General features: G+C 38.5%; 22 protein-coding genes. 9 read left to right on the plus strand and 13 right to left on the minus strand.

Going from position 1 to position 22780, the window contains the following annotated elements; genetic code table 11:
• Nucleotides 1-77 precede the first annotated feature (77 nt).
• From fabG to ATE92_RS11245, 3 genes are all read left to right on the plus strand, one after another.
• Nucleotides 78-824 (plus strand): 3-oxoacyl-[acyl-carrier-protein] reductase, encoded by a 747-nt coding sequence (fabG, locus tag ATE92_RS11235; protein WP_100803807.1) that lies wholly within the window; start codon nt 78-80, stop codon nt 822-824.
• A 78-nt stretch (nt 825-902) separates the two neighbouring features.
• Nucleotides 903-2936 (plus strand): hypothetical protein, encoded by a 2034-nt coding sequence (locus ATE92_RS11240; RefSeq protein WP_100803808.1) that lies wholly within the window; start codon nt 903-905, stop codon nt 2934-2936.
• Between the two features lie 20 nt (nt 2937-2956).
• Nucleotides 2957-3772: a prohibitin family protein gene (locus ATE92_RS11245; RefSeq protein WP_100803809.1), complete on the plus strand. Its 816-nt coding sequence runs from the start codon at nt 2957-2959 to the stop codon at nt 3770-3772.
• 49 nt (nt 3773-3821) lie between these two features.
• Here ATE92_RS11245 and ATE92_RS11250 read toward each other — a convergent pair whose 3' ends face one another.
• From ATE92_RS11250 to ATE92_RS11260, 3 genes are read right to left on the minus strand one after another with little or no spacing between them, the layout of a single operon-like run.
• Nucleotides 3822-5573 (minus strand): sodium:solute symporter family protein, encoded by a 1752-nt coding sequence (locus ATE92_RS11250; protein ID WP_100803810.1) that lies wholly within the window; start codon nt 5571-5573, stop codon nt 3822-3824.
• Between the two features lies 1 nt (nt 5574).
• Nucleotides 5575-6156 carry a hypothetical protein gene (locus tag ATE92_RS11255; protein WP_100803811.1) on the minus strand — a complete coding sequence of 194 codons (582 nt, stop codon included), beginning with the start codon at nt 6154-6156 and terminating at the stop codon, nt 5575-5577.
• A complete protein-coding gene (locus tag ATE92_RS11260) occupies nt 6153-7157 on the minus strand; it encodes an OmpA family protein (protein WP_100803812.1) in 1005 nt (334 codons plus the stop codon). The genes ATE92_RS11255 and ATE92_RS11260 overlap by 4 nt, the downstream gene beginning before the upstream one ends.
• A 205-nt stretch (nt 7158-7362) precedes the next feature.
• On the opposite strand from ATE92_RS11260, the gene corA reads away from it, so the two are divergent.
• Nucleotides 7363-8451: a magnesium/cobalt transporter CorA gene (gene corA / locus ATE92_RS11265; RefSeq protein WP_100803813.1), complete on the plus strand. Its 1089-nt coding sequence runs from the start codon at nt 7363-7365 to the stop codon at nt 8449-8451.
• 51 nt (nt 8452-8502) lie between these two features.
• Here the strand turns inward: corA and ATE92_RS11270 are convergent, their stop codons facing one another.
• Nucleotides 8503-8934: a hypothetical protein gene (locus ATE92_RS11270; protein WP_100803814.1), complete on the minus strand. Its 432-nt coding sequence runs from the start codon at nt 8932-8934 to the stop codon at nt 8503-8505.
• Nucleotides 8935-9008: 74 nt separating this feature from the next.
• On the opposite strand from ATE92_RS11270, the gene ATE92_RS11275 reads away from it, so the two are divergent.
• The 3 genes from ATE92_RS11275 to ATE92_RS11285 all read left to right on the plus strand — a co-directional run bounded on the left by ATE92_RS11275 (nt 9009) and on the right by ATE92_RS11285 (nt 11229).
• The gene (locus ATE92_RS11275) at nt 9009-9692 is read left to right on the plus strand and encodes a DUF2461 domain-containing protein (protein ID WP_100803815.1); all 684 of its coding nucleotides are present in this window, start codon (nt 9009-9011) and stop codon (nt 9690-9692) included.
• 137 nt (nt 9693-9829) lie between these two features.
• The gene (locus ATE92_RS11280) at nt 9830-10501 is read left to right on the plus strand and encodes a hypothetical protein (RefSeq protein ID WP_100803816.1); all 672 of its coding nucleotides are present in this window, start codon (nt 9830-9832) and stop codon (nt 10499-10501) included.
• Entirely contained in the window at nt 10498-11229 is a 732-nt protein-coding gene (locus ATE92_RS11285; protein WP_100803817.1) for a DUF3307 domain-containing protein, read from the plus strand. The genes ATE92_RS11280 and ATE92_RS11285 overlap by 4 nt, the downstream gene beginning before the upstream one ends.
• Here the strand turns inward: ATE92_RS11285 and ATE92_RS11290 are convergent.
• Nucleotides 11206-11613 (minus strand): glyoxalase, encoded by a 408-nt coding sequence (locus ATE92_RS11290; RefSeq protein ID WP_100803818.1) that lies wholly within the window; start codon nt 11611-11613, stop codon nt 11206-11208. The two genes, ATE92_RS11285 and ATE92_RS11290, sit on opposite strands and share 24 nt — an antisense overlap.
• Before the next feature lie 154 nt (nt 11614-11767).
• On the opposite strand from ATE92_RS11290, the gene ATE92_RS11295 reads away from it, so the two are divergent.
• Nucleotides 11768-13126 carry an NAD-dependent succinate-semialdehyde dehydrogenase gene (locus ATE92_RS11295; protein WP_100803819.1) on the plus strand — a complete coding sequence of 453 codons (1359 nt, stop codon included), beginning with the start codon at nt 11768-11770 and terminating at the stop codon, nt 13124-13126.
• Nucleotides 13127-13168: 42 nt separating this feature from the next.
• On the opposite strand, the gene ATE92_RS11300 is transcribed toward ATE92_RS11295, so the two are convergent.
• The 8 genes from ATE92_RS11300 to ATE92_RS11335 form a co-directional block, all read right to left on the minus strand.
• The gene (locus ATE92_RS11300; RefSeq protein WP_100804420.1) at nt 13169-16261 is read right to left on the minus strand and encodes a hypothetical protein; all 3093 of its coding nucleotides are present in this window, start codon (nt 16259-16261) and stop codon (nt 13169-13171) included.
• A gap of 66 nt (nt 16262-16327) precedes the next feature.
• A complete protein-coding gene (locus ATE92_RS11305; protein WP_100803820.1) occupies nt 16328-17083 on the minus strand; it encodes an outer membrane lipoprotein-sorting protein in 756 nt (251 codons plus the stop codon).
• A gap of 116 nt (nt 17084-17199) precedes the next feature.
• A complete protein-coding gene (locus ATE92_RS11310) occupies nt 17200-18480 on the minus strand; it encodes a mechanosensitive ion channel family protein (protein ID WP_100803821.1) in 1281 nt (426 codons plus the stop codon).
• Nucleotides 18480-18809: a DUF3817 domain-containing protein gene (locus tag ATE92_RS11315; protein ID WP_100803822.1), complete on the minus strand. Its 330-nt coding sequence runs from the start codon at nt 18807-18809 to the stop codon at nt 18480-18482. The genes ATE92_RS11310 and ATE92_RS11315 overlap by 1 nt, the downstream gene beginning before the upstream one ends.
• Nucleotides 18810-18834: 25 nt before the next feature.
• Nucleotides 18835-19452, minus strand: coding sequence for a M15 family metallopeptidase (locus tag ATE92_RS11320; protein ID WP_100803823.1), 618 nt, complete (start codon nt 19450-19452; stop codon nt 18835-18837).
• A 120-nt stretch (nt 19453-19572) separates the two neighbouring features.
• A complete protein-coding gene (locus ATE92_RS11325) occupies nt 19573-20415 on the minus strand; it encodes an OmpA family protein (RefSeq protein ID WP_100803824.1) in 843 nt (280 codons plus the stop codon).
• 172 nt (nt 20416-20587) lie between these two features.
• Nucleotides 20588-21475 carry a mechanosensitive ion channel family protein gene (locus tag ATE92_RS11330; protein WP_100803825.1) on the minus strand — a complete coding sequence of 296 codons (888 nt, stop codon included), beginning with the start codon at nt 21473-21475 and terminating at the stop codon, nt 20588-20590.
• Between the two features lie 74 nt (nt 21476-21549).
• Nucleotides 21550-22416, minus strand: coding sequence for an RNA polymerase sigma factor RpoD/SigA (locus tag ATE92_RS11335; protein ID WP_100803826.1), 867 nt, complete (start codon nt 22414-22416; stop codon nt 21550-21552).
• 132 nt (nt 22417-22548) lie between these two features.
• Between ATE92_RS11335 and ATE92_RS11340 the strand changes: the two genes are divergently transcribed.
• On the plus strand, nt 22549-22752 hold the full coding sequence (locus ATE92_RS11340) for a hypothetical protein (RefSeq protein WP_157809624.1): 204 nt from the start codon (nt 22549-22551) through the stop codon (nt 22750-22752).
• Nucleotides 22753-22780: the final 28 nt, after the last annotated feature.

Here is a 22780-nt window from a genome sequence, read left to right on the forward strand (position 1 = left end):
AAGTTGGGAGGCTTTTTTTATGGCAAAGCCGAAGTGATTTCCTATATTTGAACGTATTCAAAAATTGAACTGTAAGCATGAAATTATTAGAAGGAAAAACAGCAATTATTACCGGTGGTAGTCGTGGTATTGGAAAAGGAATTGTAGAGGTTTTTGCAAAGCATGGTGCCAACGTCGCATTTACCTATAGTTCTTCATCTGAAGCCGCCAATGCTTTGGCGGAAGATGTTTCAAAAGAAGGAGTGAAGGCAAAAGCCTATCAAAGTGACGCTGCCAACTATGAACAATCACAAGATCTGGCTGCCAAAGTGCTGGAAGACTTTGGGAGTATCGACATTTTGGTAAATAATGCCGGAATTACAAAGGATAACCTTTTAATGCGTATTTCGGAAGAGGATTTCGACAAAGTAATTGAAGTCAATCTTAAATCGGTGTTTAACATGACCAAGGCAGTGCAACGTGCCATGTTAAAGCAACGCAAAGGATCTATCATCAATATGAGTTCGGTAGTGGGTGTAAAAGGAAATGCCGGACAAACCAACTATGCTGCTTCAAAGGCAGGAATTCTCGGTTTTACAAAGTCGGTTGCTTTAGAGCTGGGTTCCCGCGATATTCGTTGTAATGCTATAGCGCCCGGATTTATAGAAACTGAAATGACCGGCAAACTCGATGCTGCCACGGTACAATCATGGAGAGATGCCATTCCGTTGAAACGAGGAGGATCTCCCGAAGATATTGCTAACGCATGCGTCTTTTTGGCAAGTGACCTTTCTGCTTATATCACAGGTCAAACCTTAAACGTAGACGGAGGTATGCTAACTTAATTTGCGACTACGGATTTTTGATATACGGTTCTTACAATTTTTTCCGTTTATCACATCAAACCTTTCGTCAATTCCCTTATGACTGCAGAAACCATTCTTTACATAGTTATTGCTGCTGTGATTTCACTCGCTTTGGCGTTGTTTATGTATGGTTACAAAACCAAATACAGTACATCCCTTCGCTGGCTTTTTGGTGCGCTTCGGTTTATTACTTTGTTTTCAATTTTATTGTTGCTAATTAATCCGAAGTTTAAAAGCGAAACCTATACCATCGATAAACCGAAACTACCGGTATTGTTGGATAATTCAGCATCTATCAATGAATTGCAACAGGATGGCAATGTTTCAGAATTCCTTCAGCAACTCAAGGATAATGAAGCATTAAACGATAAATTTGAATTGTCCTTTTTTAGCTTCGGAAATGATTTTAATGAAACCGATTCGCTGTCTTTTTCAGAAAGGAATACAAATATTTCGAGAGCACTTTCAGCAACAAATCAGTTGTTTAAAAACGAAATTGCTCCCACTATCCTAATAACCGATGGGAATCAGACCCTTGGAAATGACTATGAGTTTACCACTGCTACTTATAAAAATGCTGTTTATCCGGTCATTTTAGGTGATTCAACCAGGCACACCGATCTAAAAATAGAACAGCTGAATACGAATCGCTATGCTTTTTTAAAGAATCAGTTTCCGGTGGAAGTGATCTTAGTGTACAACGGTACCGGTTCGGTTACTTCGCAATTTGTGGTTTCAAAGGGAAACGCCAATGTGTATAGCCGGGATGTTACCTTTTCGGATACCGATAACACAAAAACACTTTCTTTTTCGCTTCCGGCATCCAGTGTGGGGCTTCAAAAATACACTGCACAATTGATTCCGCTTCAGGATGAAAAAAACAAGGTAAATAATCTTAAACAGTTTGCGGTTGAGGTTATCGATCAGGCCACCAATGTTTTAATTGTAAGCAGGATTGCCCATCCGGACCTTGGTGCCTTGCGCAAAGCTATCACCACGAATGAACAGCGCACTGTTACGTTTAGCAAGCCAAACGAGGCGACTTCAAAACTGAATGACTTTCAGTTAATATTGTTGTACCAGCCCGACCGTAGCTTTGCTTCGGTGTTTCAAGAGTTAGAGAAATTAAAGAAGAATACGTTTGTAATAACCGGGCTGCAAACCGATTGGAATTTTCTGAATTCAGTTCAAACAAATTACAACAAAGACGTAATCAATCAATCTGAAGACGTTTCCGGAAATCTAAATCCGAATTACGGCACCTTTGCCATTGAAGACATTGGTTTTAATTCGTTCAGACCTTTGAAAACACTCTTTGGAGCTTTGGAAATTACAGTGCCTCACGAGACTATTTTAGAACAAAATATAAACGGTATTTCAAGTGAAAGTGCCATGTTGGCGACCATGGAGGTGAATGGAAAACGCGATGCCATCTGGGATGCTGAAGGTTTGTGGAAATGGAGAGCCGAATCGTATTTGGAACAAAATAACTTTCAGGAGTTCGACGACTTTGTTGGGAAGCTGATACAGTATGTAGCTTCTAATACGAGAAGAAGCAGACTGGAAGTTGCGAGTGAAACATTTTATTACAACAACAATGCTATTAAAATTTCGGCGCAGTATTTCGATCAGAATTTTGTGTTCGACTCCAGAGCTTCCCTCACTATTGCCATTGTGAATACTGAAACTGATGCCCAAACTGTGTTTCCTATGTTATTAAAGAATAACTTTTATGAGGTGGACTTAAACAGTTTACCGGCAGGGGAATACAATTATACGGTTTCGGTGCAGGACGAAGCTGTGGCGCGAAGCGGAAGCTTTTCTATTCTCGATTTTAACGTAGAACAACAATTCCTGAATGCCGATGTAACGAAGCTACGGAGAGTGGCGACTAATACTAACGGAAAGGCATTCTTTACCACTGAAACCTCGAATTTAATTACGCAGCTGTTGGAAGACGACAGATTTCAGCAAATTCAGAAAAGCGAACAAAAAGTAGTACCTTTGATCGATTGGAAATACCTACTGGCACTAATCGTACTTGTCTTGACTGCCGAGTGGTTTATTAGAAAATACAACGGACTCATTTAACTTCAAATACATATAATCTCATGGAAAAATTACCTAAAATCGGGATACCCGTAATTATTATACTTATTATCCTCATCATTTTGATAGCCAAATCGGCTGTCACCATTGGCTCCGGTGAAGCCGGCGTGCTCTATAGAACATTCGATGATGGTGTTGTGATCGATGAACCGCCATTAGGTGAAGGATTTCATATTGTAGCGCCCTGGAACAAGGTGATTGTCTATGAAGTGAGACAGCAGGAATTATTTGAAAAATTGAAAGTGCTTTCATCCAATGGTTTGGAAATACAGATTGATGCTTCTGCATGGTTTTTGCCAATTTATAACGAACTAGGAAAGTTGCACCAAAATTTGGGAGAAGGTTACTTACAACGGGTAATTCAACCGGCTATTCGCAGTGCGGCGAGAAGTGTAGTAGGACGTTATACTCCGGAACAGCTGTACAGCAGTAAGCGAGATGTGATTCAGGAAGAAATTTTTGAAGAAACCAAAAAAATTCTTGATAATCAGCATGTATTACTCAAGGAAATCCTTGTACGCGACGTTACATTACCAACTACGATAAAGGATGCAATTGAGCGTAAGTTAAAGCAAGAACAGGAATCTTTGGAATATGAATTCAGACTGGTAACAGCCGCAAAGGAAGCCGAAAAAGTAATCATTGAAGCTCAGGGAAAAGCAGACGCTAATCGAATTTTGAGTGCTTCATTAACCGATAAGATACTTCAGGACAAAGGAATTGAAGCAACACTGGAATTGGCAAAATCCCCCAATACTAAAGTGGTGGTTGTAGGATCGAGCAAAGACGGTTTACCCTTGATATTAGGGAATAATTAATTAAAAGATTCAGATAATTTAGAACCGCTTCAGAAATGAAGCGGTTTTTTTATTTTCTTTTCCAGAATTTGAATATAAAAAATGCAGAAATTACTGCAATTCCAATCAATACGACTGCGCCAAGAGTATTTCCGTAAATAATATAGCCGGTTGCAAACAACGATGAATATACGAATACAATTCCTAAAAGCATGGATGCCAAATCGATGGTAAAGACATCGTGTGTTTTTTTGAGTTCAATATTGTTTTCTGAAGCGATTTTCTTAAAAGGTTTCCAGCCATTTCCATAGGGCGTCACAGCGTTATAAAAGCTTGAGAGGGTAGAGGTATCGGTTGGACGAGTTAGTAAGGTCACACCAATCCAGCAAATTGTGGTGATAGCAACTCCATAGATTAATTTTTCATAATCTTCCAGTCCAAAATCTGTAAATTCAAAAAACAACGCCATTACAAAAGACACAATCATTCCTGTAATTTCACTATACGCATTCACACGCCACCAAAACCAGCGCAGTATAAAAATGAGTCCCGTTCCCGCGCCAATCTGTAGCAGAATCGCAAATGTACTTAAAGCACTGCTAAGTGCCAGAGCTAGTAAGGCCGCAAAAACCATTAGTATAACGGTAGAAAATCTACCAACCGCGACCAATTCTTTTTCGGAAGCTTCCGGTTTTACAAAGCGTTTGTAGAAGTCGAGGGAGATATACGACGATCCCCAGTTAAGATGTGTAGAAATGGTACTCATAAAGGCAGCTATAAGCGAGGCTACGACCAAACCTAATAATCCCGCCGGAAGATTGGTTAGCATGGCAGAATACCCTAAATCGTGCCCTAAAACGGCATTTGGGAACTCATTCCCAATATCGGCAAGCTGGGGATACAAAACCAGCGAAGCCAAAGCGATAATAATCCAAGGCCAGGGACGTAATGCATAATGTGCAACGTTAAAAAGCAGTGTAGCACCTATCGCATTTTTTTCATCTTTGGCTGAAAGCATTCGTTGTGCGATATAGCCGCCGCCACCGGGTTCGGCTCCCGGATACCAAACACTCCACCATTGAACGGCAATAGGTATAATTAATAATACCAACAACGATTTCGAATCGTTAAAATCCGGTAGAAAATTGAGCTTGTCTGAAACATTTTCATGTGCCAGTAAATTTTGTAATCCCCCAATTTCGGGCATGTTCACAATGTAATATGCGGCCCAAACCGATCCTACCATTGCTACTATAAATTGTAGGAAGTCGGTAAAAATTACACCTCGTAATCCTCCAATTGAGCTATAAATAACCGTAACAATAGAAGCATACAATACACATTCCCACGGAGCGAGCCCAAACATGATTCCTCCTATTTTAATAGCGGCCAAACAGACCGAGGCCATAATCATTACGTTGAAAAAAACGCCCAGGTAAATGGCTCTAAAACCTCTAAGAAAGGCAGCCTCTTTACCACTATATCTCAGTTCATAAAATTGTAGGTCGGTTAGCACCTTTGAACGTCGCCATAATTTAGCATACACAAAAACAGTGAGCATGCCTGTAATCAAGAAAGTCCACCAAACCCAGTTCCCGGAAACCCCATGCTGACGCACAATATCGGTCACAAGATTAGGAGTGTCTGCTGAAAAAGTGGTAGCAACCATCGAAATTCCCAATAACCACCAGGGCATATTTCTACCGGAAAGGAAAAATTCTTGTGTGTCCTTACCGGAGCGCTTGGCGACAATAATTCCTATAATGAGAAAAACGGCAAAAAAGGCAAGGATTAAAACCCAGTCGAGCGTGGCTAATTTCATATTAGTAGACTTTTAGAGATTTGGCTTGCCCCACCCAGTTATCACGTTCTATTCGTCCCGGGAAAAAATCGATAAGTTCGGTAATGGTTCTAATGTCTTCATCTTCTAAGCGACTAATTTGCTCGTAGGTGTAAATACCAATTTCATTTAATTTTTGTTCGATATAGGGTCCAATTCCATTGATTTGGGTAAGATCCTGTCGGTCTTCAACAGTTGCATAGCCAAAGTTATCGAAATTTAATTCGGGAGTAGATTTTGTGTAGGTTACATAACTGGTTCTGGCCTTTTCCACTATTTTTTCAGGAGCAGGCTCAGGAGCAGGAGGTGTTATTTGCTCCCGATTTTCCTTCATAACCTCTATAATTTTTGGTCTGATTTCAGTAAAAATTGTGTCGATATCATGAATGCTTTTAGGAGTTTTCAAGACGTTGACCTCTTGCTTTAACCTTTCGATTACGCCTCTGTATTTAGATTTATGTAGCCACCATGATGAAAAATAGCCAATTAAAAATGTGCTGAACATGAGTATTAGGATGCCTGCATATTCGGGCAATTGGTCTATAAATGCATTGAAATCAATCATAGGTTCATATAAAATTTTACTTCCACTCTACGGTTGGCATTTCGACCACTCTCAGTATGGTTGGAATCTATAGGTTCAGCCTCCCCTCTGGAGGTGGCTTTTATTTTGGCGCTGTCAATTTTTCCTTTATTTATGAGATACCATCTTACTTGTCTGGCGAATTGAAGCCCCATGATAAAATTGTCGTTTGCATTTCCAACATTATCGGTATGGCCAATAACTTCGACATTAATATCCGGATTTTCTTCAACAATCTGCACTACTTCGGCCAAGAGTGTTTTCAAATTTTCGTTTACCATAATTCCCGTAGTCGAAAAATTTGGGTACACTATGGTAGATTCTGGAATTTTATTCTTCAAAGTTGAAATTCGCTTAGTATCTATTGGCTTAAAGGAGAATGTAAAACTGTTTGAAAAGGTATTATTTGTAGTGAAATCTATTTCCTTAATAAAGGGTCTTACCACAATTTTATCACTCGAAATGCCCATGTTTACAAGAATCTCTTTTATTTTCATACCTCTTTGAATTCCTAAATTGGGAGATGTAATATTTTCATCTGCGCTGTAAAGAGAAGCAATGTGAATTTCTCTGTCCGGATGTTCCAACATATAGGTGTTCAACTTGTATTTGAAATCTACAGAGCTTTTAGGAATGACAATTTCCGGGCTATTCTTGGTGATAATAATTCCTTCCTTGTATAAAAAAATAATATCTCCGTCATTGGTTATCGCCTTTAAACCAGGAGCGACAGCAGAAATTTCCTTTATATTTTCCTGTGTTACAAACAAAGAATCCTCGATCGAAATAATTGGGATAATGGAATCTCCCAAAGCATCTCCATTTATTTCTTCATTATCCTGGAGCTCATTATCGAGAAGATCCCGGGTATTTTCGGAATCTATTTTTGCGGTGTCATTGTTAGGTTTCAGCCAAGAATATAACCACAATCCAAAAAAGGACCATACTAAAAAGACTGCAAGGGCAATAAAAAATCTTTTCATTTTGCGGTAAAAGCTTGTTTTATAAAGGTATGAGGTTTAAAATGGGACCCCTAACAAATCTATAAAAATTATTGGCCTTTTACTTACAATATCTTACATCTTTTCCACATAATTTTGTGCATAAATTATTATACATTGAAGTTGCTTCAAATAATGAGCCCACCCTATTTTTTTCTATCTTTAAAAAGTAAATATCAATTTAATCATGGCGAGAAGGAAAAAACGTAAATCATGGCTGCCACAGAACAAGCCAAAGACCATAAAGAACTTGTCGCCGGGGACGGTTGCATATACAGGGAAAAAAGAAGCTACAGTCACTGAACTTGAAATTATTGACTATTCCAAGGAAGAATTCCATAAAATAGAAACTAATAATGTTGAGGATGGTTTTAAGTTTAAAGGATCGGGGCACATTACCTGGATTAATGTTAATGGTTTAAACAACGTTGGTGAAATTATTAAATTAGGTAATCATTTTGAGCTTCATCCTCTAATTCAGGAAGACATTGTAAGTACCTATCAACGCCCTAAAATTGATGAGTACAATGAATATCTCTTTATTGTATTTAAAATGCTTCGCTATGGAGAAAATGGTGAATTTATTAACGAGCATGTAAGCTTGGTACTCGGGAAGGATTATGTGCTCACTTTTCAAGAAGCGGACGGGGATGTATTTAATGAAATTAGAGAACGAATAGAACTTCCTGCCGGTAGAATACGCAATTTTGGACCGGACTATCTAATGTTTGCTATACTAGATGCTGTGGTAGATAATTACTTCAGTGTCCTCGAATTTTTGAGCGTAAAAATTGAAGAATTGGAAGATCAGCTATTCGAAGCAAGGGTTGAAAATGATATCACGCAGGATATTCAGGATCTCAAAAAAGAAATTCTGAGGATTCGAAGAGCTATTATACCACTTAGGGAGGTCATTAACAGGTTAGAGAAAATAGAGAGTCCTTTGATTGAAGAACGAACCCAAACCTATATTCGGGATTTATACGACCATATTATTCAGGTTAGTGAAAGTGTTGATCTTTACAGGGAGATGATTTGGGGCCTTATGGATATGTATATGACTACCATTAGTAATAAAATGAATGAAGTGATGAAAGTACTTACCATTATGGCTTCCATCTTTATTCCTTTAACATTTATGGCGGGTATTTACGGAATGAATTTCGAACACATGCCCGAACTTCATTTTAGATACGGATATTATTATTTATGGGGAGCTATGATCCTTGTGTTTATAGGCATGCTCTACTATTTTAAACGTAAAAAATGGTTATAATGAAAAAGGTTTCAGAAATTCTGAAACCTTTTTTTTATATAAAATAATTGCCTATCGCAGCCATCCCTTTTGGGAAGCTCCCTTGCTGTAATAATACAAAAAAATAGCGACAGTTATTACCAGTAGTGGCATTATAACCGCTTCATTGCCATAAACCACCATAGAGTCTGTCGCAAATAACCAATAACCCATTTGGATAAGTATGGCAATTAAAGAGACAAAAAATAAGGGAACAGCCAATTTTTTACGGAGTAATAGTAATAAACAGCCTAATAGTCCCGCAAAGACGGCGATAGCAAAAACAATGGAGTGCCACATGGGAAGCCCGCTCATTAATGCTATTTGCTCTTCAGTCATTGCTTCCATCATCTCGTCTTTTAAGAGCGTAGTACTCAAATATTGAAAGACGCCCCTAATGTTCCAAATAAGAGCAATTACGGCTATAATCCAATAGGCGACATTGGGTTTGTTTGTTGTTGTCATAGTGATTGGTTTAAGGTTGTACTTCATAAATGTACATATTTTTATTTTATCTTTAGAAATCTAAACACCAAGAGATGTCTGTTGTAATCCCAAAATCTGTCTTTACTTTTCTGAATAATCTAAAAGAGAATAACCATCGCGACTGGATGACCGAACACAAAAAAGAGTACTTGGCAGGGGAAAAAGTCTTAAAACAGTTTTATGCCGAAGTGGAAGATGGGCTCAATAAAACCGATAAAATAGCCAAGGTGAAAATATTTCGTATCAACCGCGATATACGTTTTAGTAACGATAAAACACCGTATAACGTACACCGAAGCGCGAGCTTTAGCAGAGCAGGTGAGGACCGTCGGGGTGGGTATTATTTACGACTCGAACCCGGAGCGTCTGCGATGGCTGGCGGCTTCTGGGATCCTAATCCGGCCGATTTACTGCGCATTCGAAAGGAATTTGAAATGGATGCTTCCGAAATTCGTAAAATTTTGCAACAAAAAGATTTTAAAAAGGCTTTTGACGGATTTATTGAAGAATATGCGGTGAAAACAGCACCAAAAGGCTTCAGTAAAGAAGATTTAAATATTGACCTTATCCGACTGAAAAGTTACTTCGTTGTACATAAATTCACCGATGCCGAAGTGTTTTCAGAAGATTTCAAAGATAATTTATTGCATCACTATCAATTACTGCGTCCGTATTTCAATTATATGAGCGATGTGTTAACCACAGATATGAACGGTGTTTCCTTATTAAAAAACTAAATTTGAATTGTACACTCAGAAAATATTTTATAAGTCATTTCACTTATAATCGACAATTATAAGCTTTTTTACTTATAATTTGGTTTTATAAGCATTTTCGCTTATAATTGTACTGTATAAGCTTTGTTACTTATTATATGAAAACAAAAAATATTGCGGTTTTAAGTTGTGACATTGTAAGTTCTACACAATACACTCCTAAAGTATTCAAAGATTTACTCGAGGTGATAAAGGAGGAATTTGCAATAATTTCCGGGATGTATCCTACCCAAAAGGTGCTATTTGCAATGTCTCGCGGAGATAGCTTTCAGGGAATAGTGGAAGATTCTGCGTCTGCACTAAAAATTGCATTGCACTTAAAAGCGGGTATTATGAAGTTTGGCAGTGAAACTGTCCAATCAAAGGCAGTAACCAACGCCGATGTTAGAATTTCTATCGGGATAGGTACGGCAGACTACAACGAAAACTCAATTGCAGAAAGCAATGGAGAGGCATTTCACTTTTCGGGAAGGACCTTAGACAAAATGAAAGGGGAGAGCACTAAGCTGACACTTACCACATCCCGAAAAGAGGTGAATGAAGAATTTAAAGTGAGTTTTAAATTTTTAGATTCTGTTACCGATCGTTGGTCTATTTCTTCGGCTGAAGTTGTGTATTATCTATTGAAAGGATATACCGAGCAACAAATCGCAGACCGACTGGATAGAAGTCAGGCGGCAATCAACCTTCGAAAAAAAGCAGCCGGTTGGGAGGAAATTCAATTGTTATTAAACCGCTATGAACAAGTAGCAAAAATGTATTTTGTATGAAATATGAATTAGTTTTAGCCTTGCAATTGATTTTGGCGCATGTTGTTACCGACTTCCTGTTGCAGTCTGAAAAGTTAATCGAGCAAAAACGCACCAAAAAAGCGCGAGCACCATTTTTATACTTTCATGCGGCCCTGGCAGGGTTACTAACCTACCTAATTGTGCAAGATTGGAGTATGTGGCTGATTCCTGTAATTATTAGTGTTACACATTTTTTTATAGACCTATGGAAGTTGCATAAGAACGGCAATACCTTAAAATATTTCCTTTTAGATCAATTGTTCCATATACTGGTGCTATTGGGTGTCTGGTTATATCTTACCGATAATTTTGATGCGGTGATTCCTTTTATAACAGATTTACTAAGCTCAAAAGCGGCATTGGTGATAGGAATAGGGTATCTGGTAGTTATTTTTCCCGTTGGCTTTATCATTGGTCTGGCAACTCAGCGCTGGCAAGATGAAATTGCACAGGAAGACGAACTCACCAGTTTAAAAAAAGCAGGCCGTTATATTGGAATTTTCGAACGAATTTTGGTGCTTACCTTGATTCTCACCAATAATTTTTCGGCAATAGGCTTTTTAATAGCCGCCAAATCTATTTTACGTTTTAGTGATAAAGGCAAAAGCGGCGGTAGAAAACAGACCGAATACGTGCTTATTGGAACGCTTATGAGTTTTGCGCTCACCATAATTATTGGGTTCTTAATGCGCGTACTCGTATTCTAACAACTGAATATTATTCTTAAGACGCTCCTTTACAATATTCATCATCCGCTTGTTTAAAGCAGAAGAATTTTCAATGTACAGTTCGTATTCTTCCAGAGTGAACTGCCCAATAATGATGCCTTTCAGCGAATTACGAAATTTCATATCCTTGTGAATGGCATTCTCAATATAATCCAGCCGTTTTTCAATGGTGAGATCATAGAAAACGTTTTTGTGTTTTCGAGCATAATTAATAAATACCGCCACCAATAAGTCGTTCTGTAATTTGGTAACGGGGCGTAATGTTTTATTCTGAAAGGCCTCTTCCGAAGACATTGTGGTGGTTACTACTGCAGAAGTGATTCGGGGGCGTAAACTCAAAAGCGTGGCATCGCGTGCGTCCATGATATTTGGTTTTTATTAAAAGTAGAGAATGTTTTGTAGCTTTTTTCCGAAAAACGCCTGAGTTATAAACGAGGTTGTTAACAATATTCAAGTTAAAGTAGTCTTAATCAACTCACTATTTTACAGTGTTTTGCCTAATTTTAAAATAAAAATTATGGCTTCAGTCACTAGTATAAATCCGTATTCAGGAAAAAAAATAAAATCCTATACCACACATACGCAAAAAGAAATATCTCAGATTTTAAACAAAGCCGATGCCGAATTTTTAAGTTGGAAAAGTGTTTCTTTTACTGAAAAAGCAGCTTTGATGAAGGCTGCGGCTTCCGAATTGAAAAAAAATAAAAAACAGTATGCGACAGTAATTACAGCGGAAATGGGTAAACCCATTACTCAAGCTATCGCCGAGGTTGAAAAATGTGCCTGGGTTTGTGAGTACTATGCGAAAAATGCAAGGAAGCAGATAGCCGATGAAGTTGTTGCAACAGATGCTACCAAAAGTTATGTGCGATACGAACCTATGGGTGTTATTTTCGCTGTCATGCCGTGGAATTATCCTTTCTGGCAGGTATTTCGTTTTGCAGCACCTGCATTGATGGCCGGTAACGTGGGGGTTTTAAAACATGCCTCCAACGTATTTGGCAGTGCGTTAAATATTGAAAAGGTTTTTATCCGTGCGGGTTTTCCGAAGCATTGTTTTACCACACTCTTGGTGGAAAGCAAAGCCGTTGAAAAAATTATCGAAAACCCTATTGTAAAAGCCGTAACCCTTACCGGAAGTGGACCGGCTGGTTCGGCAGTGGCTGCTACCGCCGGGAAAAGCATCAAAAAAACAGTGTTGGAGCTGGGAGGGAGTAACGCCTTGATTGTACTGAGGGATTGCGATATGGAAGCGACTTTGGAGATTTGTGTTCAGGCGCGCTTTCAGAATACGGGGCAAAGCTGTATTGCCGGAAAACGCTTGTTGATAGATGAGAAGATTGCCGATACATTTGTTAAAAAATTGACAGCCAAGGTTCGCGAATTAAAAAGTGGCGATCCTATGAAAAAGGCCACCTATGTTGGGACACTTGCCAGAGAAGATCTGGCCAAAGATTTGGAAAAGCAGGTTAAAAGTTCCCTATCGGCGGGTGCGAAACTGGAAACAGGAGGGAAGCGACAGGGAGCATATTTTGAGCCTACGATACTTTCCAATGTAACGACAAAAATGTCAGTTTTTAATGAAGAGACCTTCGGTCCCGCACTGTCAGTAACTACCTTTAAAACAATAGATGAGGCTATTGCACTTTCTAACGCTTCCAGGTTTGGTTTGGGCGTCTCCATTTTCACTAAAGATGTAAAAAATGCAGAACGTATGGTACACATGTTTGACGAAGGAGCTGTATTTATAAATTCTCTGGTAAAGAGCGACCCTAGACTCCCTTTTGGCGGAATTAAAGCAAGTGGTTATGGTCGAGAGCTCAGTGAGCACGGGATACGGGAATTTATGAATAGGAAAACTGTTTACATACAATAAAAAAAGCCCCGACATAGCGAGGCTTTTTAAACGAAGTTGGAATTATTCCTTTTTCAAAAATTCTTCTTTGGACTTGATCTCAGGTTTGGAAATTTCATTTTTTTCCAGAAAGCTCATAAACTTTTTTCCTTCCTTGTCCATAATTGTTTGATAACGTTTTTTTGCAGTTTCAAACTCATCTGAAATCAATTCGAAATTCTGCTTAAACGCTCCCGAAACCCTGTCATAGCTTGTCGCCACGTTGCTGTACAATTCTCCCATTCTTTCACGTAATTCCGGCTCTGCCGAAGCAACGTAATTATCTCCTGTGGTAATTACCAAATCCCTCCGAAGCGCTTCCAAAGCATCCACCAACTTTTGGGCATCCTTTTTCCCTTTCGGATTATTTGCAATTACTTCCTGTGCTTTTTTCTGCGTTTCAGTAATTTCATGTACCATATACGCCAAATCTTCAGTCATTGTATACAAGCTTTTTGTCAAAGCCTCTTGTTCTTTTCTTTCAGCTAATGTTCCCAGAGAATTTTCATCATAGGCCAATTCAATAGTATGTTCATAGGTATCTTTTCCTTTTGTCAACACAATCTTATAGTTGCCTGCGGGTACTCGCGGCGCTGTAAAACCGCCAAATGAAAGTGTTTTTGCTTCCGCCATTTTAGGAGGAAGCGTATTGAAATTCCAGGTAACTACGTTTATACCTTTCGATTTTCCCGGTGCTAGAGAAACTATTTTATTTCCTTGCATATCCTGCACTTCCATATCCATTTTTCCAAATGTATGTCGCTTCTTGAGGTAATAAATAATTCTTGCAGAATTGTTTTTATTAGCTCCCACGAACTGTGTTTCTGCTCCAAAACCTCCCGAAAATCCGCTGTCTTCTATCATTGTAAAGGGCTTTGATGAAAAGAAGTGTAAGTCTTCCGATAATACCTTCGCATTTAATTCTCGTAACGGACTTATATCATCAATAATAATAACTCCGCGACCATGGGTTCCCATCACCAAATCGTTCGTTTTTTTGTGTAATTCAATAAAATGCACCGCAACAGGAGGCATGTTATTGGTAAAATGCGACCAGTTTTTTCCGCCGTCTATACTTACATAAAGGCCTAATTCGGTTCCCAGGAACAATAAATCCTCATTTACATAGTCTTCCTGAATATTGCGTACAAATGCATTCTCCTGAATATCACTCGAAATAATCGACTTCCAGGTTTTTCCGAAATCGGTAGTTTTTAATCCATACGGTTTCATATCACCACTCGCATGTCCGTCAAATACTGCATAAGCAATTCCTTTGCCATGCACGCTGGCTTCAATATGATAGACCCATGTGTTGGCCGGAATCCCTACTAAATTTGGAGTTACATTGGTCCAATTTTTTCCGCCATCCATAGTTACTTGTACATTTCCGTCATCGGTACCTACCCAAATTATATTCTGATCCAAAGGGGATTCGGCAATGGTAAAAATAGTTGTGTGATTTTCGGCACCGCTGTTGTCTACTGAAAGTCCGCCGGAGCTTGACTGGTCTTGCTTTTTAGGATCATTAGTAGTTAAATCGGGAGAGATTATGGTCCAGGTGTCACCCATGTCATCTGACTTATGTACAAACTGACTTCCCATATAAAATCGGTCCGGTACATGAGCGCTAATTGCCATAGGCGCATTCCAGTTAAAACGCAGTTTCTTGTCGCCCATTTTAGGTAAGGGCTGAATGGTTTTTGTTCGGTTTTTATCTACATCGTAACGCCAAACATTTGCTGCACCCTGCATTTCGGAATAGATAATATTTTTTGTGGGATGTTTTAGTACTCTAAATCCGTCGCCATATCCAATACTGTACCAGTCACGGGCATTTACTCCGCCGGGGGATGTTGACGGCCCATACCATGAACCGTTGTCTTGTAAGCCTCCGTACACATTATAAGGTTCTGCATCATCTACACTAATATGATAGAATTGTGATAGGGGAAGATTTTCAGCAATTTCGAAGGTAGAACCTCCGTCCCAGGAACGATAGACCCCGCCGTCGGTTCCACTGTAAATAATATCACTATTATTAATTGCAAAAGCGATATCATGAATATCACTATGCATATTCCCCAGATCTTTGAAGGTTTTGCCACCGTCACGACTAATAGAACCGGTTAAACCACCTTTTACTACTATGTCAGGGTTTTTGGGGTCAATTGTAATTCGCGAGAAGTAAAATGGGCGAACTGTGAGTCCGAAATCATTATTTAAGTGCTCCCAGCTTTGCCCGGCGTTTGTCGATTTCCACAACCCGTTCTTTTTGGGATCGTTAGTTTCCAATACCGAATAGAGGATCGAACTGTCGCTTGGAGCAACTGCTACTGCAATTCGGCCTAATTTTCCTGTAGGAAAGCCGTTGTGTATTTTGTTCCAGGATTTACCACCATCGATCGATTTATACAAGGCACTATTCTCACCACCCGAATTAAAACTCCATGCAGAACGTCTAAATTGCCACATGGACGCATAAAGTATGTTCGAATTTTTGGGATCCATGATTACATCGGCAGCCCCGGTAGTAGCATCAACATATAATATTTTGCTCCAGGTTTTTCCGCCATCGGTAGTTTTATATACGCCGCGGTCACTACTATCGCTCCATAAGGCTCCTAAAACACCTACAATCACCTCATCAGTATTATTAGGATTAATCGCTATGGAAGCAATACGTTCACTTTTTTCAAACCCGGGAATTTCCTTCCAGTTTTTACCTCCATCGGTAGATTTATACAATCCATCTCCTATGGAAACCGAATTTCTTGTCCATGTCTCACCTGTACCTACCCAAATAACCTCATCGGGTTTTTTGGGATCCAATGCAACAACACCAATGGATTGTACATGGTCATCAAAAATTGGAACAAACGTAGCTCCTCCGTCATTCGATTTCCAAACACCACCTCCGGCGGATCCTGCAAATAAGACACGAGCATTAGTTGGATGAAGTTCCATGTCGTTTATACGTCCGCTCATAAGCGCCGGACCAATATGTCTGGCATTCATGTCTCCAAAGAGCTCCTTTCCTTTTAGCGCTTCGTCCTGTGCATTTACAACAAAGGGGAATGTGGCAATCGCTAGAAAAGCTATCAATATATTTTTCATGTTTTTTGGTTTATGGTTAAAAAAAATCCCCATTTAAAAAAGGGGATTTTGAAGTGTAATGTGGGTTTAGTTTTTTTCGGGATATGCAAACATCGACTTGTCTACCTCCTCGTTCAATTTAATATCGGTGATTGTAATAAGCTGTCCACCCGGCTGATCTTTAATTCCCTGATTCATAGAAAACGGGAAATACAAACCGCCTACCTCCTGATAGTCACTGAATTTAATCTGAATTGTCATTCCTTTCCCTTGACCTGATGTCAATTCCTGCTCCATAACGATTGGCACATAATTATCCGCATCAAAATAGTAGTAACTAACATCATCAATTTGTTGGCCATCTATCATGATGGGCTCTTTCACCAATTTAATTTTGAAGGTATTGGTTCCTTCTACAGTTTCATTTCCAATTAATTCGACTTTATAGCCTTTCTTTTTGTAATCGATAAACGGATCCGGAAAGTCGTTGATATCATTCTTAAAATTTGCAGTTGCTTCGGCATCACTCTTCTCGGCGGCCATGGTCATTTGATTGGTACCCCAAAGTGTTTCACCGTCGTAAACTTCCTGATAAAAAGTTTGCCCTTGCACATCTGCTTTTGTAAGTCGAAGTCCGGATGTGGTTTGAACCATTTCAATAGGTAAAATCATACCTCCAAAATCTACTTTTCCGGTAAACTTTGCAGAGGTTATATTTCTTAGATTGTCTTCTCCTCCAATATTTTCAAGATAGTTAACAACTATTTCATCTGCAGTTTGTGCAGATACCGGAGTTATAGCAATTAATAAAAGTGCAATAAATACTATTTGTAAAGTCTTCATGTTGATGTATTAAGGTTTCTGTAAATGTAAGTCACTTCAATTATATTTCTGTTACAACTTTGCAGCATTTTTTTTTGCTGAAATGAGCTTTAAGACAGTTGCAGTTTCGAAATGACCTAAGATAAATTTTCTGTAAGATTCTTTGATTTAAAATCGTTTCCTGTTGGAAGCTCGAATATTTCTAAACCGAAGTAGGGGATGGCAGCCAAAAGATGATCGAAAATATCGGCTTGGATGTGTTCGTAATTCTCCCAGGTCTTATCGTAACTATAGCAGAATATTTCGACAGGAATCCCTTTATCGGTAGGCGCTAAGTGACGCACCATTAAGAACATATCTTTATTAATTGCCGGGTTTTCATGTAAAAAAGCATCTGCATACTTTCGGAATACTCCGAGATTGGTTTGGTTTCTTCCGTTTACCAATAAGCTTTTATCTGCCTCTGTATTATTATTGTATTTGGTAACCTCTCTTTCCCGATGTTCGATATAAGGTTTTATAAGCTGAATTTTTTTCATTTCCTCAATCGCTTCAGGAGATAGAAATTTAATGGAGCTTTGTTTTATAAAAATTGCTCGTTTAATTCTTCGGCCTTTCGATTCCTGCATTCCCCGCCAGTTCTGAAAGGAATCGGCAATTAAACTATATGTAGGGATAGTGGTGTAGGTATTGTCGAAGTTTTGTACTCTTACTGTCGCTAGATTTATTTCGGTCACATATCCATCTGCGCCAAATTTACTGAAGGTGATCCAATCTCCAATTCGTACAATATCGTTTACAGACACCTGAATACTAGCCACAAAGCCCAGAATAGTGTCTTTAAAGATGAGCAGCAATACCGCCGAAGCAGCTCCCAAGGTAGTTAAACTGGCCACTGAATAGCCTGTAAGTTGATTTATAATAAGGAAAAGACACAGTCCCCACACAAATATCATAAGTATCTGAATGTAACTGTCTAAAGGTTTATCCTTAAATCGTTCCTTGCCTTTTAGATAATTACGGGAGGTACGCAATATACTTCGCAATACGAGCGAGCACAATATAATGAGGTAGATATTCAATGCCATGAGCATGAACTCACTCAACCAAGGATATTCAGCAAATAGGGTTGGGGTTAATAGCCATACGATGGACAAAGGAACAAAGTGCGCTACATAGCGGGGGAAATTACTTAGAACGAGGAAATCATCAAACTTTGTAACAGTTTTTACGCTAAACGCCTTAAAGGTCTGAACAATAATTTTACGGGCAATAATATCCAAAAGCGTTACTACGATTGCTACAATTATCACATTTAGAAACGTGCCCAGCGCAATCGCAAAACCGGTATTCATGCCATTGTCGATAAATAATTCCTGCAGCCAGCAACTATAATATTTAATTATTTCGTTATCCATTATAAATATTTACGTTCTGCATAAAACGGGCCAAATGGAACAATGGAACAAAGCATTACAATAAATAATGTTTGCAATGACCATTTTAATTTTTCATACATGAAATAAGCCCCCAAGAGATACGCCAAAAACAAAATACCATGTGCCATGCCCACAATTTTCACCATTTGAGGCATGTCCCATATATATTTTAAGGGCATTGCAATGCCTAACAATACAAGAAAGGAGATTGCTTCCAAAGTGCTTATAACTTTAAAGATTTTAATCGATTTATCCACGGGACTAAAAGTTTGGTGCAAAGATACGATTCGCCATGTTGATGCATTCATTTTAAGAATAATTTAATGAAAGAAATTAATCTTCGCAAGGCAGAGGAATGTTTAAGGTGGTGTAACTGCGGTTTCGTTGAAAATTGAAATGCCACCATTCGGTTCTTACAGTGTTAAAGCCATATTTTCTCATACCTTCTATTAGCAATCGGCGGTTTGCCAAAATTTTATTTGAGAAATTATAGTTATCTATATGAGCAGCCGGACCAAAAAAGTCGTAATCGCTTCCCATTTCTACATAACATCCTTCTAAGGTTTCTAATGTAATATCGACCGCGGCACCTTTATTATGTATTGAGCCACTTCCATAGGGATTTGCAACATAAGTAGGGCGTGGCACCTTACTCCACATCTTCTTTTGCACATCAAGTGGGCGATAGCAATCGTATATTTTTATTTTATAACCTTTTTCACAAAAAAATTGATTGGCCTGAAGCAGGGCTTGGGCAACTTCGGGGCGCAATAAGCATTTGGCACAGTTGTATAAGGTTTCCCCTATAAAATTGTCCGGCGTCGCATATCGTATTTCATAATTAAATTCGGTAGATAAGTCGGAAAGGAATACAAGTTCATTTTGGTTTAAACCCTTTTGAGCAGTGCCAATAAATGGTATTAGGATAAAAATTAAACTGAATTTTTGCATTCCGGAGTTTTACTGTGTCAACGATAGATTCGTTTTTATAGTTCCAAGATACTCAAATTAAAGCATAAAAAAAGCGGCTTGTAGGGAAGCCGCTTTTCACATAGTTGTTTACTTTCTTTGTTAATTGGCAGAAAGCAGCGCCAAAAACTTATCTAAGTTAGGTAATATAACAATTCGGGTTCTTCGGTTAGAAGCACGTCCTTCTTTTGTTTCGTTTTCGGTTAAAGGATGGTAACTACTTCTACCGGCAGCAATTAATTTGTCGGGAGCAACACCATACTTATCTTGTAAAGTTCTAATAACAGCTGTAGAGCGTTCTACACTAAGTTCCCAGTTGTCTTTAATATAAGCACCAGCTTTTACAGTTTGTGCATCTGTATGACCTTCAACCATTACTTCTAATGCAGGCTCACTGTTAATAACATTGGCTAATCTTTCCAATAAATTATTAGCATCCGGATTTACACGGTAACTTCCCGATTTAAATAATAATTTGTCTGAAATAGTAATCATTACCACAGTTTCATCGATATCGATGGTAATATCGTCTTCTTCGCCTTCAGCGATTAAACTGCTGTCCAAATTCTTTTTCAAATTGTACGATATAATCAAATTCATAGAATCCTTGAGCGTTTCAGCCTTGGCCAAGTCGTTTTGATCCACGTTGGCTAAAGCGGCTTTCATTTTCGCTTTATCGTCATTGGAGATTACAACATTTTCAAATTGTTGAAGTCTGCTGTTATTCGAATCTGTTAGCGTTTGAATTTTTGCATTGTAACTTGCAACTCGTTCTTCAATTTTGGCGTATTTAGCTTCAATTTCTTCTTTTTCAAGTTGTGTCTTAGCCAGTGTTGACCGAGTATCGTTGTACTGGTCTTCCAATTCTACATACTTTTTTTTAGAAACGCAGGATGTGAATAAAAATGCTCCGGAGAGTAGGGATAGTGCAATTAGTTTTTTCATTTTACTAAGTTTTAAGGTTTATCTGTGCCAAATATAACTTCGGCCCTCACCAAAAAATTAGTTAACGATTGCTATTGTTTTGTTAAATAAAACCGACATAGGTCTTATTGTGTTAAATGTATCTGAAATTGCTACTTTTTATACAGAAGTTTAAACTTTTAATGAGTTCAAATTACTCTTTTTCCGAAACAATCTGTAAGGAGTTTTTGCCAAAATCCAAGGTTCGAATAGGGAACGGGATATTGATATTTTCTTTGTTGAAGCTCTTCTTAATTAATTTAATGGCTTTGTGAGTAGCAGCCAATTTATGTTTGGGCTGAGTGCTTTCAATCCAAAATCGAGTTATAAAGTTGATAGAGCTATCTCCAAACCCGGTGAAGAAAAACTCAACTTCTTCTTTGTCTTTTTGCTCAAAATTTTCTGAAATAACACCGACAACCAAATCTTCTACCTGCTGCAAATTACTTTCATAACCAACACCACAGCTTACACTAATTCTGGAACGCTGACTCCATGAGTAATTGGTAAACACATTTTCAACAAATTTTGAATTTGGGATAATAACGAATTCATTATCGGTTTGTCGCATAACGATATTTCGCAATGATATTTCAGTTATATAACCTTGTTTACCTTCAGTTTCAATAAAATCACCAATGCGTACGTTTGGTTGAAAGGAAAGTACCACACCCGAAACAGTATTGCCTAAGGTTCCTTGCAGTGCAAGCCCGATTGCAAGCCCCATTACACCTGCTCCCGCAAGAATTGAGGTAAGCGCCTTGTCCAGTTCCATCACTCCCAGGGCTATAAAAAATCCAACGAGCAGGGTGATACCGAATAATATCTTGCCCATCATTTCCCGGACCGATTGTTGTCGTACTTTTTTTAAGAGAAATTTTTTGGTGAATTTGGAAGTTAATTTTGCAATAAACCAAAAAGCAATCATTATCACGATCGCCAATGCAAAATTGGGCAGTTTTAAAATGATCGCATCAAACCACCCGTCCAACTTGTCCCATAAATTCGAGACTGCTTCGTCTATCGAAAAATTTTCTTTCATACAAAAATACAATTAGGACAGCTGTCCTGTTTTACGTCACTTATAAAGTTAGACAATTTATAAATGCCTGAATCTTATCCCAAAAACTTTTTCAGGATATGACTTTTAGATTCTTGTCGTAATCTTCTAATAGCTTTTTCGCGTATTTGTCGAACACGCTCTCTGCTTAAATCGAAAGTATCACCAATTTCCTGAAGGGTCATTGGAGGTTGACCGCTTAATCCGAAGTTTAAACGCACAACATCTCCTTCGCGAGGAGATAAGGTGTTAAGCGCTCTATCAATCTCAATTTTAAGCGATTCATGCATCAAGTCGTTATCCGGGTTCGGACTCTTAGATGAACTTAATACATCGTATAAGTTGTTATCATTTTCACCTTCCTGAAATGGGGCGTCCATGGACAAACTTCTGTTTGCATTTTTCAGCGACTGTTTTACACTGCTCACTGTCATGTCCAATTCCTGAGCTATTTCGGCTGCAGAAGGGAGACGTTCGTGCACCTGTTCCAAATGAACAGAAGCTTTTCTTATTTTGTTGATATCTCCAATTTTATTTAGAGGAAGACGCACCACACGTGATTGTTCGGCAATTGCTTGTAAGATCGACTGGCGAATCCACCAAACCGCATAGGAGATAAATTTAAAACCTCTAGTCTCATCAAATCTTTTGGCAGCTTTTACCAAGCCAACATTACCTTCGTTAATTAAATCGGGAAGACTGAGCCCTTGATTTTGATATTGTTTAGCCACCGATATTACGAATCGAAGATTAGATCGGGTTAGTTTGTCTAATGCCCTCTGATCTCCTTCTCGTATACGTTGTGCCAACTCAACTTCTTCTTCGGCGGTTATCATATCGATTCTACTTACATCTTGCAAATAGGTGTTTAAAGATTTCGTTTCTCGGTTGGTAACCTGCTTCGTAATTTTGAGTTGTCTCATATGTTTTTATCTGTTTTAGAATGTGTAACAGGGCATAATATCATTTAAGATTGACAATTCCTAATTCTTAACAGTATTTGTTAAAGTTTATTCTGAAAAAGACCTTTTCCTTACCTTAAATCAAAAATTATCATGACTCTATATCGCCAGATACTACTTCTTTCTCTCTTTTGTTTTGTGTTCGAAGCTTCAGCTCAAATTCCTAAAGAGGTGCCTCATCCTGACAACAATTCGCCTATAGACCTTAGCAATCCTGCCGATATCATTATTTATATTGTACTTCCCCTTATATTTGTGGCGCTGTATTTTATAGGTAGAAAATACCGAAAGAAATAAAAGGAGTTTGTGTGAACAGTGTATGAGG

Source organism: Ulvibacter sp. MAR_2010_11 (assembly GCF_002813135.1).
In the GTDB taxonomy this organism is placed as follows: Bacteria; Bacteroidota; Bacteroidia; order Flavobacteriales; family Flavobacteriaceae; genus Altibacter.